General features: G+C 73.3%; 14 protein-coding genes. 6 read left to right on the top strand and 8 right to left on the bottom strand.

All coding sequences use genetic code 11. The annotated features are described in order from the left end of the window. Window positions 1-204: 204 nt before the first annotated feature. From ACFVS6_RS03020 to ACFVS6_RS03010, 3 genes are all read right to left on the bottom strand, one after another. Window positions 205-1,221, bottom strand: a complete 1,017-nt coding sequence (locus ACFVS6_RS03020) for a transporter substrate-binding domain-containing protein (protein ID WP_389700186.1) — start codon at window positions 1,219-1,221, stop codon at window positions 205-207. A gap of 78 nt (window positions 1,222-1,299) precedes the next feature. Then, window positions 1,300-2,091, bottom strand: coding sequence for an amino acid ABC transporter ATP-binding protein (locus ACFVS6_RS03015; RefSeq protein WP_389700185.1), 792 nt, complete (start codon window positions 2,089-2,091; stop codon window positions 1,300-1,302). Further along, window positions 2,088-3,053 (bottom strand): amino acid ABC transporter permease, encoded by a 966-nt coding sequence (locus tag ACFVS6_RS03010; RefSeq protein WP_389700478.1) that lies wholly within the window; start codon window positions 3,051-3,053, stop codon window positions 2,088-2,090. The genes ACFVS6_RS03015 and ACFVS6_RS03010 overlap by 4 nt, the downstream gene beginning before the upstream one ends. A gap of 302 nt (window positions 3,054-3,355) precedes the next feature. Between ACFVS6_RS03010 and ACFVS6_RS03005 the strand changes: the two genes are divergently transcribed. Continuing rightward, window positions 3,356-3,505, top strand: a complete 150-nt coding sequence (locus ACFVS6_RS03005) for a hypothetical protein (protein WP_389700184.1) — start codon at window positions 3,356-3,358, stop codon at window positions 3,503-3,505. A gap of 133 nt (window positions 3,506-3,638) precedes the next feature. Here ACFVS6_RS03005 and ACFVS6_RS03000 read toward each other — a convergent pair whose 3' ends face one another. The 3 genes from ACFVS6_RS03000 to ACFVS6_RS02990 form a co-directional block, all read right to left on the bottom strand. Further along, window positions 3,639-7,040, bottom strand: a complete 3,402-nt coding sequence (locus tag ACFVS6_RS03000; RefSeq protein WP_389700183.1) for a molybdopterin-dependent oxidoreductase — start codon at window positions 7,038-7,040, stop codon at window positions 3,639-3,641. Between the two features lie 153 nt (window positions 7,041-7,193). Beyond that, window positions 7,194-7,778 carry an RNA 2',3'-cyclic phosphodiesterase gene (gene thpR, locus ACFVS6_RS02995; RefSeq protein WP_389700182.1) on the bottom strand — a complete coding sequence of 195 codons (585 nt, stop codon included), beginning with the start codon at window positions 7,776-7,778 and terminating at the stop codon, window positions 7,194-7,196. 91 nt (window positions 7,779-7,869) lie between these two features. After that, entirely contained in the window at window positions 7,870-8,298 is a 429-nt protein-coding gene (locus ACFVS6_RS02990; RefSeq protein WP_389700181.1) for a CGNR zinc finger domain-containing protein, read from the bottom strand. A 102-nt stretch (window positions 8,299-8,400) separates the two neighbouring features. Between ACFVS6_RS02990 and ACFVS6_RS02985 the strand changes: the two genes are divergently transcribed. Further along, the gene (locus tag ACFVS6_RS02985) at window positions 8,401-8,670 is read left to right on the top strand and encodes a hypothetical protein (RefSeq protein WP_389700180.1); all 270 of its coding nucleotides are present in this window, start codon (window positions 8,401-8,403) and stop codon (window positions 8,668-8,670) included. On the opposite strand, the gene ACFVS6_RS02980 is transcribed toward ACFVS6_RS02985, so the two are convergent. Together ACFVS6_RS02980 and ACFVS6_RS02975 are read right to left on the bottom strand one after the other, a co-directional pair. Further along, on the bottom strand, window positions 8,657-9,049 hold the full coding sequence (locus ACFVS6_RS02980) for a hypothetical protein (protein WP_389700179.1): 393 nt from the start codon (window positions 9,047-9,049) through the stop codon (window positions 8,657-8,659). The genes ACFVS6_RS02985 and ACFVS6_RS02980 overlap by 14 nt on opposite strands. A gap of 7 nt (window positions 9,050-9,056) precedes the next feature. Continuing rightward, window positions 9,057-10,016: a DMT family transporter gene (locus tag ACFVS6_RS02975; RefSeq protein ID WP_389700178.1), complete on the bottom strand. Its 960-nt coding sequence runs from the start codon at window positions 10,014-10,016 to the stop codon at window positions 9,057-9,059. Window positions 10,017-10,118: 102 nt separating this feature from the next. On the opposite strand from ACFVS6_RS02975, the gene ACFVS6_RS02970 reads away from it, so the two are divergent. The 4 genes from ACFVS6_RS02970 (at window position 10,119) to ACFVS6_RS02955 (ending at window position 13,302) form a co-directional block, all read left to right on the top strand. Then, complete coding sequence (locus tag ACFVS6_RS02970) at window positions 10,119-11,006, top strand: LysR family transcriptional regulator (RefSeq protein ID WP_389700177.1); 888 nt, start codon at window positions 10,119-10,121, stop codon at window positions 11,004-11,006. A 112-nt stretch (window positions 11,007-11,118) separates the two neighbouring features. Continuing rightward, window positions 11,119-11,985, top strand: coding sequence for a DMT family transporter (locus ACFVS6_RS02965; protein ID WP_389700176.1), 867 nt, complete (start codon window positions 11,119-11,121; stop codon window positions 11,983-11,985). A 112-nt stretch (window positions 11,986-12,097) separates the two neighbouring features. Beyond that, window positions 12,098-12,532: a hypothetical protein gene (locus ACFVS6_RS02960; RefSeq protein ID WP_389700175.1), complete on the top strand. Its 435-nt coding sequence runs from the start codon at window positions 12,098-12,100 to the stop codon at window positions 12,530-12,532. After that, a complete protein-coding gene (locus ACFVS6_RS02955; RefSeq protein WP_389700174.1) occupies window positions 12,529-13,302 on the top strand; it encodes a YqjF family protein in 774 nt (257 codons plus the stop codon). Before ACFVS6_RS02960 ends, ACFVS6_RS02955 begins: the two co-directional genes overlap by 4 nt. The last annotated feature ends 1 nt before the right edge of the window (window position 13,303 follow it).

Raw genomic sequence — 13,303 nt, 5'->3', positions numbered from 1 at the left:
ATGTTCGGAACGGGATCTCGAATTCGGCCCGTCGGCGACTTGTCCGAAACGCTACGACCGATGGTGGGAGCATGCAATTACCGCCATATGAAAAGAACTTGGCGGCGATGTAACACCCCCGTCGGTCCCGAACACCTCATGCGCCCCGACCGCCCCGCGCACCCTTCCCGGCAACTGCCGCGGGGCGGCCCCGCCCGCCCGCGCTCAGGAGTTCGTCGTGGGCAGTCCGGGCGGGTTGACCTGCGAGGTGGGCACCGCCTCGTTGGACAGGTTCCAGGTGGTGAGCAGCTGCCCGTACTGGCCGTTCTTGATCAGGTGGTTGATCGCCTCCGCCACCGGAGCCGCCAGTCCGCTGTCCTTCTTCGCCGTCGCGGCGATCAGCCCCTGCAGGGAGTCGCCGGCACCGGAGAACGAACCCGCGTTCCGCGTCGGGGCGTTGGTGCTCGCGGTCTGGGTGATGTGGTAGGCGATCGAGGGGTTCGGACCGAAGTTGAGGTCGATCTTCTTGCCGCTCAGCGCCAGGTTGACGCTGTTGGAGTCCGGGAAGTACTTGACCGTCAGGTCCTTGCCCTCGGAGCGCAGCTTGTTCTGCCACTCCAGCAGGATCTTCTCCTGGTTGGTGCCCGAGCTGACCGCCACCGTCCTGCCCGCGAGGTTGCGGTAGTCGCCGCCGAAGTTCCAGGTGTTCTCCTTCAACGCCTCGAAGGCCAGGTTGTCCTGCCGGTAGGAGGCGAACTCGTACTTCTTCTTGCGTTCCTCGGTGACCGTGACGTTCGTGAAGGCCACGTCGACCTTGCCGCTGTCGATGCCGACGAAGAGGTTCTCCCACGTGGAGTTCTTCACCACCGGTTTCAGCCCCAGGGTCGAGGCGACGAGGCGGCCGAGGTCCGGCTCCGCGCCCGTGAAGGTCTTCTGGTCGGTGCCGACGTAGGCGAGCGGCGGGTAGCCGGCGGGGAGGGCACCGACCCCGATGATCAGCTCGCCGCGCTCCCGCACGTCTTTCGGAAGTCGCGCGCGCAGCGACTCGACGACCGGTGCGGACACTTCGGCCGGCTGGGCCGCGCCGTTGGAGACGGCGCCTATGGTGACCTTGCCCGGCGTCGCGCCGGTGGCCTCCGCGTCACCGCCGCACGCGGTGAGCCCACCGGCGAGGGCGGCGGTGACGGCAGCGGTGCCGATGCCGCGGACGAGTCTGGTGCGCAGGATGGACGGGCGTCGCATGGTGATCCTTTTCGAATGTTCGTTGAACAGGGGGAAGTACGGTCGGAAGGGGAGCGGCGGCACGGCCGGCGCGGGAGCTCAGAGCACCTTGCTGAGGAACTCCCGGGTCCGCGGGTGCGCGGGCCGGTCCAGGACCCGCGCGGGCGGGCCCTGTTCGACGATGCGGCCCTCGTGGAGGAAGACGACCTCGTCGGCGACCTCCCGGGCGAAGCCGATCTCGTGCGTCACGATCACGAGGGTGGTGCCGCCGGTGGCCAGGTCCTTGATGACGGACAGCACCTCGCCGACCAATTCGGGGTCGAGCGCGGAGGTGGGTTCGTCGAACAGGATGACGCCCGGCCGCAGGGCCAGGGCCCGGGCGATGGCGACCCGCTGCTGCTGCCCGCCGGACAGCTGCCGCGGGTAGGCGCCGGTCCGGTCGCCCAGGCCGACGCGTTCCAGCAGCTCGCGGGCCTGCGCCCGGGCCTGCGGACGGCGCAGCCTGCCCGTCGCGACCGGGGCGGCGGCGACGTTGTCCAGCACGGTCAGGTGCGGGAAGAGGTTGAAGTTCTGGAAGACGAAACCGATCCGGCTGCGCTGGGCCAGGATCGCCCGCTTCCGCAGCTCCTTGAGCCGGTTCCCGTGCCGCTCCACGCCGATCAGCTCTCCACCGACGCTCACGTGTCCCGACTCGGGCTTCTCCAGGTGGTTCAGGACCCGCAACAGGGTGGACTTGCCGGAACCCGAGCGGCCCAGCACGACGGTGACGGTCCCCGGGGCGATGGTCAGGTCCACCCCGTCCAGGACCCGCCGGCCGCCGAACGACTTGTGCACGCCGCGCACCTCGATCGCCGGGGGCCGTTCCGTGGGAGCGATGCTGTCCGTGCTCATCGGGCCGTCTCCTCGCGCAGTCGGGTCCGCAGGTCCGACAGGCCCGCACGGGCCCGCTGGAGGGGGGTGGGCGGGACCGTGCGCAGCGCCCCGCGGGCGTAGTGGCGCTCCACGTAGAACTGCACGACGGAGACCAGGCTGGTCAGGATCACGTACCAGACGGTGGCCACGAGCAGCAGCGGCACCACGTCCCCCGGATAGGTGCTGGACAGGCTCTGCACCGAGCCGAACAGATCGAGCAGCGACACGTAGAACACCAGCGAGGTGGCCTTGAGCAGGCCGATCAGCTGGTTGACGTACGAGGGCACGATCGAGCGCAGGGCCTGCGGGAACACGATCCGGGCGAACTGGTAGCGCCCGGGCAGGCCCAGGGCCGCCGCCGCCTCGTGCTGGCCCTGGTCCACGGAGAGCACACCGGCCCTGACGATCTCGGCCGCGTACGCGGCCTCGCACAGGCTTAGGCCGATCACGGCGACGACGAGGTCGGTGGCGAGCCGCGACTCGTCGAAGGTGAAGAAGGCGGGCCCGAAGGGCACCCCGATGCTCAGGGTGGGGTAGAGGGCGCTGAGGTTGTAGAGGAAGAGCAGGACGACGATCAGCGGCACGGAGCGGAACAGCCAGATGTACGTCCAACTCACGGACCGCAGCACCGGATTGTCCGAGAGCCGACCGAGGGCGAGCAGGACGCCGCCGGCCAGACCGAGGACCGCGCTGTACGCGGTCACCTGCAACGTGATGAGCAGGCCGTCCAGGATGACGGGGCGCAGGAACCAGTAGGCGAACCGGTCCCACTGGTAGAAGGGGTTGGCGACCAGACCGTGGGCGGCCTGTGCGACGAGCACCAGGACGACGGCGGCGGTGATCCACCGCCCCGGCCGACGGAGCGGCAGGACCCGCTCGGTCGGGCCGGGAGGCCCGGACGAGCCGGAGGGCGGTGCGGGGAGGAGCAGCGATTCGGTCAAGGACACTCCAGCAGCTTCGACGGGCGAGAAATCGAAAAGCAGCCGTCATGCCGGACGGGAGAGGCCGCTGATGTCGTTATCTGCGGCGTAAGCTAGGCGGCGTCGAGAATGGGTGTCAATGGCTCTTGATATCGATGCGCCGGAATACGTGTCGCAATTTCATCCGCCGTACACATAGAGCGTGTTCGTGAAATAAAACCGTCGCCCGACGACGTGCCGCCGGCCCGTCGGGAACGGCCTTCTTCCGGAGCGGACACCCCGTCAGCACGCATCAGCGGGCCCCGCGCGGGCACACGCGGGGCATGAGGAAACGGAAGCGGATCTCGTTGGAGGAAATCGGAGCGCGGCTCGGGCCGGCGCTGCCCGCGTTCCAAGGAGCGGTGCTCGCCTCGGTCCTGCGCAACCGCAGGCCCACTCCGAACACCGGGCCGGCCGTACGGAGGTCGGCGTGATGCCGGCCTGGGTCCACGTGGCGGTGATGGCGGCGGCCATGCTCGTCCTGGCCTTCAACCTGTCGAAGGGCCGCCGCTAGGTTCTGTCGCCGAGCCCGCCCCCTGACTGCCGAGGCGGCTGTTCCGCCGCCGGTCAGGCGTCGAGGACCAGGTCGGACGTCGGGACGGACTGGCAGGTCAGGACGTCGGTGTCGGGGAGGTCGTCGGACGGCGTGACCAGGTGCGCGGCCGCGCCCGCGAGGACGGTGCGGGCGCAGCTCTCGCACTGCCCGACGCGGCAGCCGGACGGCATGCTCACCCCGGCCGCCTCGCCGAGGCCGAGGAGCGGGCCGTCGCCCTTGCGCCACCGGGCGGTGCGTCCGCTGCGGGCGAAGGTGACGGTGAACTCCGCGCCGTCGGGCAGGGACACCTCCTGCCGGGCCGGTCGGAACGTCTCGCTGAAGATCTCGAAGCGGGGCACCCCGCGCCGTCGGAGCCCCGCCGTGACCGAGGCGAGCATCGCGGTCGGCCCGCACAGGTAGAAGCGGGCGCGTCGGGCGATCAGTTCCGGGGCCACGGCGTCGGCGTCGACGAACCCGGTGCGGTCGTGGTCGCGGCCCGCCACGTCGCCGGGCAGCGGCCGCGCGTAGTGGTCGATGACGGTGAGCTGCGGCAGCCGGGCTTCGAGCGCGCGGATCCGGTCCCGGAAGTGGTGGTCCCGCGAGTCGCGGCTGCCGTGGTGCAGGACCACCTCGGGCACGGTGCCCCCGGTGGCGGCCAGGGTTTCGAGGTGGCCGAGGAACGGCGTGATGCCGATTCCGCCCGCGATCAGCACCACCGGGTGGCGGGTGTCGACGGGCACGGCGAAGACGCCCCGGGGGCTGGTCAGCTCCAGCCGGTCACCCGGCTCCAGCGCGTGGACCAGCGGGGAGAAGGCGCCGCCGGGCACGTGCCGCACGGCGAGCCGGTACGCGGTCCGCCCGGCTTCGAGCGCCGGGCCGATGAGGGAGTAGCTGCGGGCGGGCCCCGTCCCACCCGTGAGACCCGTCCCGCCGGCGCGCACGGTCAGGTGCTGGCCCGGCCGGTGGTCGGGCAGCGGCCCGCCGTCGACGGGTTCCAGCCGCAGGCTCCGCACGCCCTCACCCGCCTCATCGATCCCGGTGACGACGAACGGGCGGGTGCCGGTCCAGGTGCCGTCGTCCGGGGCGGGGCGGATCTCGCAGACCGCCGAACGCAGCGGGACCGAACCGCTCAGCGGGTCGCTGTCGCCGTGGTCGACGAGGCGGTTGAAGTTGTGCCCGGCCGGGTCCGTCGCGCAGGCGCCGGGCAGGGCCAGGTCGGTGGCCTCCTGCCACCACCCGTACTCGCCCACCACGACCCCGGGGTGCAGGGAGGCGTCGAAACGGGCCCGCAAGCGGATGGAACCGAGCCGGGTGGACAGTTCCACCCACTGTCCCTCGGCGATGCCGCGGGCGGCCGCCGTCCGGGGGTGGAGGTCGACGGCCGGGTCGGGGGCGCGCCGCCGCAGGGAGGTCAGGGAACGCTGCTGGCTGTGCACGAAGTAGCCGTGCTTCGCGCAGGTCAGCACGAGGGGGAAGGCCTCGTCGGGGGCCGCCGGCCCGCGGTGTTCGGGCACGGGCGGGTACCCGTGCTCCAGCAGCCGCTCCGAATAGAACTCGACGCGCCGCGTCGGTGTCCCGAACCCGGTCACGGCGCCCGCGCCGCCGCCCGCGTCGGGATCGGCGTACTTGCGGTACCGCCGTTCCCGGGGGACCCGTACGCCGCCCGGCTGCTCCCGGAGTCCGGCCACGGTCAGCCCGAGCGGTTCCAACTGCCAGTTCCAGGCGGCTTCGACGTCCCCGTCGAAGAAGTCCCCGCCCAGGCCGAGCCGGTCCGCCAACGCGAAGACGACCTCCGTGTCGGACCGCGATCCGCCCTGCGGCTCCACCATCCGCGGCCGCAACTGGACCTGCTCCTGGGCGCGGTGGTCGATCTCGAAGCCGAAGCGCAGGGCCTCGTGCTCGTAGGCGCTGTTGACGGGCAGGACGATGTCGGCGCTCGCGCTGGTGGGGTTGTGGAACAGGTCGAGGTGGACCTGGAAGTCCAGTGTGCGCAGGGCGGCGGCCGTGCGGTCGGAGTCGGGTTGGGAGACGACCAGGTTCGAGCCGAAGCCGATCAGGGCGCGCACCCGGTACGGTCGGCCCGTCTCGATGGCCGTGCACAGGTCGCCCGAGTTGACGTATCCGGAGGCGGGCGGTCCCAGCGGGTGCTTGTCCAGCCCGAGCGCCTTGGCCCGCTGCTCCGGCCCGAACTGCGCGACCGACGTGGCCGGGCGGTACGCGGGCGGCGGAACGACGTGGTTGCCGCCGCGGGTGTCGTAGGAGCCGGTCAGGGCGTAGAGGGTGGCCAGGGCGCGCTCGGTCTGGGACGCGTTGGAGCTCTGCCCGACGCCGGTCCAGCCGTAGTACGCCACCGACCGCGCGGCGGCCATCCGCCGGGCCAGCGCACGGATCTCCCCCTCGGGGATCCAGGTGGTGGCCGCGACCCGCTCCGGGGTCCACGGGGCACAGGCCCGCGCGTAGTGCTCGAAGGCCGGGGCGCAGTCGACCGTGCCGGTCCGGGTGCGTACCCGGTGCGTCCCGCGCAGTGCGAAGCGTTCCGGACGGTCGGCGGCGCGCGTCGTGTCGTACGGGCGCGGGCAACGGTCTGACTCGTCCCAGACGACGAACGCCTGCCCGCCGCCGTCCGGCAGGTCCGCCGTGCGCAGGAAGCGGCCGGTGTCGGCCCGGACGAGGAGGGGCGCGTTCGTCCAGGCGCGCACGAACGCCTCGTCGTGGCCCCCCGTGGAGATGAGGAGGTGGGCGAGGCCCAGGGCGAGGGCGGCGTCCGTTCCGGGGCGCACGCGCAACCAGTGGTCGGCGCCGAGGGCGGTGGTGGAGCGGCGCGGGTCGATGACGGCCAGTTCCGTGCCGCGGGCATGGGCGGCCGAGAGCGCGGCGGACTGGGACAGCCAGGTCTTGGCCGGGTTGAAGCCCCACAGCAGGACGAGGTCGGCGTGCGCGTAGTCCGGCGGGGGGAGCGGTGAGCCGAAGGTGAAGGCGTGCGCGAAGTCCTTGTGCCAGTTGCAGATCTCCGCGCTGTACACGGTGTTCGGGCTGCCGAACCGGCGCACGAACCGTTCGATCCACTCGGTGGCGTCCGAGACGGAGGTGCCGGACGGCGTCGCGACGCCGAAGGCCACGGCCTCCGGGCCGTCCTCGGCGGCGATCCCGGAAACCCTCGCGGCGATCTCGTCCAGGGCCTCGTCCCAGGAGACGGCCTCCCAGCCGGGGTCCGGGTCCGTCTTGGGTCGGGTGCGGCGCAGCGGTGTGGTGAGCCGCCCCGTGCCGTGCGCGATCTCGGGGGCCGAGCGTCCCTTGGGGCACATCGCGGAACCCGTGGGGTGCTCCGGGTCCGGCCGGACCCCGGTGATCCGGCCGTCCTCGACGGTGAAGACGGCCCCGCACCGTGACTTGCACAGCGTGCAGAATCCGCGCTTCTCCACGACCTCGGCCATGATCCGGTACCTCCGAACGGGAACGGCGGTCCTGTGGGCCCGTCCCTTCCATGGGACACCCGCGCGTCCGCGCGTTCCAGCGGCCGAAGGCCCTCGACCGCGGGCCCTACGGCCCGGTCGGCGGCCCGGTCGGCGGCCCGGGCGAGGCCGTCGTCAGCTCCCGCCGCGGAACTCCCAGGCCTCGATGTCCCGGTAGTGGATCGGTCCGGGGCCCCGGCCGATGTTGCTGCCGACCAGGTGCAGGCGTGCGGCGGGCCAGTCGCGGCCGGTGAAGTCGGCGAGGCCGGCGGCGGCCTCCACCGCGCAGGAGGTCTCGTTGCGACGGGCGCGGGCCAGCGTCAGGTGCGGTCGCAGCGGTCGGTCCTCGAAGGGGATGCCGCACTCCTTGACCACGGCCCGGACGTCGCTCGCGAGCAGGTGCAGCCCGTCGAGGTCGCCGTCGACGCCGCTCCACAGCACCCGGTCGTCGAAGTGGCCGCCGCCGCGCAGGGCCAACCGGACGGGGGCGCGCCGCGCGGCGAGCTCCGCGAGCGGAGGCCGCAGCAGGGGGACGGTCGCGACCGGGAGCTCCCCGAGGAACGCGAGCGTGACGTGCCAGTCCTCGATGCGGTTCCAGCGCATGCGCGGGTGCGCCTCATAGGCGGGGCGCAGTTCTCGCGCGAGCTCGTCCTTCGCGTCGTCGGGCGGGGCGAGCGCGATGAATATCCGAACGGTGGCGGGCTGGGTCTGTGCGTTCACATTGCACTTCGTACCGTGCGGGGGCCCACCGCGTCACCTTCGACCCCGTACCGGGTGTCGTGCGCGCGGCGCGCCGGCCGCGCGCACCCGCTCATCCGGCCTCCTTGCGGGCCCGGAAGGCGGCCGCCTTCGTACGGTTCTGGCAGGCGGTGGAACAGAACTGGCGGGTGCCGTTGCGGGAGGTGTCGACGTACACGCGGTCGCAGCGGTCGCAGCGGTCGGCCCGGCACACGCCGAGCCGGCCGGCGAGGCCGCCGCCGACGGCCGGCGCGAGCGCGGTGGCGCAGCTGGCGCTGCTCCCGGCCGCGAACGAGTCGCCGGCGCCGTGGAAGTGCATCTGCCAGGGCTCGTCCTCGCGCCGGTCCAGTCGTGGCCTGGCGCCGGTGTCGCGCAGGAGGGCGTTCACCGTCGCGGCCGCGTCGTCCGGCCTGCCGTCCTGCACGGCCCGGAAGACCTCCCGCATGCGGGTCGCCGTGTGGACGAGGTACACCGCCTGCGCGGCGTCGACGTCGCGCGGCAACGAGGCGGCGGCCTGCGAGAGCGCCGCGTCGATCGCACCGGGCAGCGCCTCCCCGCGCGGGGTGCGGTGCAGGGGCGGCCGTGCGCCTCGCCGTCGGTCAACGTGTTCACGAGCGATACGGCCTCCGTCGTGGCCGCGCAGCCCGCGCCGCGCCTGCGCCGGCTCGCGGAACTCCCCGACTCCGCGACCCAGGCGCTCGAACACGCCGGTGTGGCGGTGCTGTGGACCACGACGTCCGCCTTCTGCCCCGCCCTCGCGGCCGCACGACTCCTCGTCGTCGAAGCCCTCATCGGGCGAACGCGGCGGACACGGGCAACCGGCCCCGGCCCCGAGCACCCACTGGGGGCGACCGGGAAGGTCAGTCGGACGTGAACAGCTCCTGCCGCACGCCGTCCAGGACGAAGCCGTTGTCGAAGCGCACCCGGACCGTGACGAGGGGGCCGCGCTCCTGATGGGCCGTCCACTCCGGCTCCAGGGCGGCGACCTGATCCTCGAGCCGCCGCTTGCTCTCCGTCGGCATGTCGCGGCCGAAGGAGTCGAGGAGCGAGGTCAGGCGCTGGTACTCGCGCACGCCCTCGCTCCCGTGCCGGTCCTCGACCACGCTCTCCACGGTGCCCTCGGTGCCCGCCGCGAGCAACAAGGACCCGAAGGAGGCACCCGGCGGCGCCGGTGAGTCGTCCGTCGGCGCGAGCGAATCGATCAGCGTCGTGTCGGCCGCCAGCCGTACCCGCCGGCCTTCTGTCAGGGTCATCGCTTCTTCATCCCTCGGATCGGTACGGGCCACCCGCCGGGGCCCCGACCGCCAGTATCCCCGCAGGTCCGCCCGCCGCCGCGGCGCGGGCCGGATCCCGCCGGGGCCGGCCGCGGCGACGCGTCATGGCCACACCCACCAGCACCACCGCCATGCCGACCACGACCCGCGGGCCCAGCTCCTCGCCGAGGAGTACCGCCCCGAGGACCACGGACACCACCGGCAGCAGGTAACCCACCGTCGCCGCGTCCGTCGCGCCCTCGTCCGCGATGATCCTGTACGTCAGGTAGAAGGTGAGACCCGTGGCGAACAGTCCGAGCACGACGACGGCGACGAGGGCCCGCGGTTCGGCCCGCACCGGTGTGAGGCCGCCGAAGGGCAAGGTCACAGCGGTGAGCGCCGTCGCCGCGATCAGCTGGGACGCGGCGAGCGCCAGGGTGGGGACGCCGCGCCCCACCAGGTGCCGTCCCATGTGGACGAACGCGACCGCGTAGCTCGCGGCGGCCCCCACGATCGCGAGCGCGCCCCATCCCACGAGGGCGGACCGCTCCCACGGAGCGAAGATCAGCGCCGTCCCCGCGAACCCGGCCAGCAGGCCGAACACGCGAACCGCGCGCAGGGGCCGTTCGCCGCCGAGGACCACGCCGAGCAGCAGCGACCACAGCGGAGTCGTGGCGTTCAGCACCCCGGCCGCCCCGGAGTCGATCGTCTGCTGGCCGATGCCGAACAGGACGAAGGGCAGGGCGTTGCAGAAGAACGCGGCCACCAGGAGACGGCCCCAGACGTGCCGTCCCCGGGGCAGGCGCAGCCCCTTCGCTCGGCACAGGGCCAGCAGCAGGGCCGCGCCGAGCGCGCAGCGGATCAAGGCCACCTGGACCGGTGTGAACGCGTCCAGGGCGAGTTCGATCCACAGGAAGGTCGAGCCCCACAACAGCGAGAGCACGGCCACCCGTACGGCACTGGTCATCCTTCTGTCTCCCCTCGGCCGGTCGTTCCTCCTCAGAACGGTGCCGCAGCCGATTCGACAGCACAAGCAAAGGATCATGCACCTACCGTTAACCTGTGCTACATGCTTGATGTGCGACGGATGCAGGTCCTCAGGGCGGTCATCACCAGTGGCTCGGTCACGGCCGCGGCCGGCCACCTGGGCTACACCCCCTCCGCGGTGAGCCAACAGGTGGCCGCCCTGGAGAAGCAGGCCGGGACGGCCCTGCTGGAACGGGTCGGTCGCGGTGTGCGGCCCACGGCGGCCGGCCGGCTGCTCGCCGACCACGCGGAGATCATCAGCCGCGACCTCGCGGCGGCGGAGGCCGCCCTGGCCGACCTTCGGGCGGGGCACACCGGGCGGCTGGCCGTCCGCTACTTCGCCTCCGCCGGCGCCGCGCTGGTGGCACCCGCCCTGGTCGCCCTGCGCCGCACCCATCCCCGGGTCCCGATCGACCTCAGGCTGGCCGACCCGGCGGCCCCGCTCCACGAGGTGGAACAGGGCCGGGCGGACCTCGCCCTCGCCGTCGGGCCCGACCCACGCCCCCACGAGGGCGTGCGCACGGTCCACCTGCACGACGACCCGTACGACGCGATCCTTCCCGCGCACCACCCCCTCGCCGAGCGTGAGGAGGTCGACCTCATCGACCTCGACGGAGAACCGTGGGTCGGCAGCGAACCGCCGGGCCCCTGCCTGGACGCCGTGCTCACCGCGTGCGCGGCGGCCGGCTTCAGCCCCGGCTTCGCCGTCGAGAGCGAGGACTACGCCACCGCGCAGGGCTTCGTGGCCGCCGGCCTGGGCGTCGCCCTCATGCCGCGGCTGGCGCTGGGCTCCACCCCTGCGGGAGTGGTCGTCCGCCCGGTGCGCAACCCCCGGCCGCTGCGGAGGATCCACGTGGCCGTCCGCGAGGTCTCGCTCGCCCGGCCCGCCGTGCGCGACCTCCTCGACGCCCTGCGGGAGGCGGTGGGCTGACCCGGCCCGCCGCGTCGGGCGCATGGGTCCGGTCGGGGGAACGGCCGGAGCCCGGCGCGCCCCGCGCGGTGTCGCGGCGGGGAGCCGCGCCGGGTGCGGTGAGGATCGGGGCATGGGCTTCGTACTGCCGGTCCTCTTCGCGCTGTTCGCGGCGCTCAGCAACGCCCTCGCCACCGTCCTCCAGCGGCGGGCCGCGCTCACCGTGCCGCAGAGCGACGGCTTCCGGTTCGGCCTCGTCCTGGACCTGCTGAAGCGACCGCTGTGGATCGGCGGGATCCTGGCGGTGATCGCCGCCGGCGTCGGGCAGGCCGTGGCGCTCGCGACCGGCGCGCTGGCCCTCGTACAGCCCCTGTTCGTCCTGGAACTGCCGCTCGCCCTGCTCATCGGCTCGCTGGTGGCGCGCGACCGGCTGCCCGCGGTGGTGTGGCTCGCCGTCGCCGGGGTGGTGGCCGGGCTCGCCGTCGTCCTACTGGCGGCCTCACCGGCGGGCAACCGCACGCACGTCCCGGTCGACCGCTGGCTCCTGGCCCTGGCCGCCTGCGCGGCGGCCGTGACCGCGCTGGCCGTGACCGGCCTGCGCAGACCGCCGGGCCGGATGCGCGCCGGCTGCCTCGGCGCGGCCACCGCCGTCTGCTACGCGCTCACCGCCGCCCTCATGAAGTCGTCCATGCACGTGCTCGACGAACGCGGCCTCGGCGCCTTCCTGACGGCCTGGGAGACGTACGCCTTCGCCGCCTGCGGCGTCTGCGCCCTGCTGCTCCTGGAACACGCCATGCAGGGCGGCCCGCTCGTCGCCTCGCAACCCGCGCTGACCCTCGGTGACGCGGGCGTCAGCGTCGCCCTCGGGGTGCTGTTGTACGAGGAGCACCTGCGGGCCCACTGGTGGCTGCTGCCCCAGTTGCTGGGCCTGGTCCTGATCTGCGCCGGCGTGTTCGTGCTGGCCAGGGCCGGCGCGGAGGTCGAGGCGGACGGCCCCTGAGCCGCCGCCCTGTCGCAGGCATCGGGAAGCTGGTAGCTTGAACGTGTTCAATAATTCTCCGCCGTAACGGTGCCCACCGCCGCGCCCGACCAGCGATGCGAGGAACCCGCCCATGACCACAGGCCGCTGGCTCCGCGTCAGCCTCTTGCGCCATCTCGCCACCGCCGCGGTGGGTTGGACGGCCGCCGCCCTCGTCCTGCCGGCCCTGGGGAACGGTCCCTTCGCGCACGAGCTGTTGGACGGGATGCTGCTGGGGCTGGTGGTACTGCCGTTGATCGCGATCGGCACCCTCTTCGTCCTCGCCCTGCTGCACGAACGGCGCCTGGAGCCGCCCGACGGCGGCGCGGCGCGGATCCGCGGCGGCTGGACGCTGCTCCTCCCGCTCGCCCCCCTGCTTCCGGCGGTGCTCCTGGCCCCGCTCCAGTACGCGATCATGCTGTGCGCGCAGGCGGTGTACATCGTGTGGGTGTTGCCCCGCGAGGATTCCGGGGCCGGGGCGCGGGAGCGGACGGCGCGGCGGCCCGGCGCGGTCGGCGACCTCCTGTGAGCCGGACCGGGCTCGACCCGTGCGGGCGGACACCCGACCCGGTCACCCCCGACGCCCCGGCCGCGGTACCCAGGCCGCTGTTCACCCAGCAGTGGCTCGACCTCACGTTCATCCACTGGGCCGTCGCACCGGACGCCGTCGCCCACCTCATGCCGGGGGGAGCGGTCCCCGACACCAGGGACGGGCTCACCTACGTCGGGCTCGTCGCCTTCCGGATGCACAAGGTGGGGCTGCTGCGACTGCCCGGCGTGCCGTACTTCGGGTCGTTCCCGGAGACCAACGTACGGCTGTACTCCCGCGACGCGCAGGGGCGGCGCGGGGTCGTCTTCCGCTCCATGGACGCGTCCCGGCTGATCCCCGTCGTGGCGGGCCGGTTGGGGTTCCGGCTGCCGTACCTGTGGTCACGGATGGCCTTCCGGGCCGAGGGCGACACCGTCCACTACACGAGCTCCCGGCGCCTGCCCGGCCCGCGCGGCGCGTCCAGCCGGATCACCGTGCGCACAGGGGCCCGCATCGAGGAACCCACCGAGCTGGAGCACTTCCTCACCGCCCGGTGGGGCATGCACAACGCCTTCCCCGGCGGCGCCGGATACCTGTCCAACGACCACCCCCGCTGGCCCCTGTTCCGGGCCGAGCTGGTCACCTGCGAGGAGGACCTCATCGCGGCCGCCGGCATCCCGACCCCCGTGGACGCCCCGGTCAGCGTGCTGTACTCACCCGGCGTCCCGGTCCGCCTGGGCCGGGCCTCCCGCCCGCCCCGCGGGACCTGAT

This window comes from Streptomyces sp. NPDC057939 (assembly GCF_042887545.1).
GTDB lineage: Bacteria > Actinomycetota > Actinomycetes > Streptomycetales > Streptomycetaceae > Streptomyces.
The sequence above is the reverse complement of the archived record's forward strand: the minus strand, read 5'-3'. Positions and strand labels throughout refer to the sequence as shown.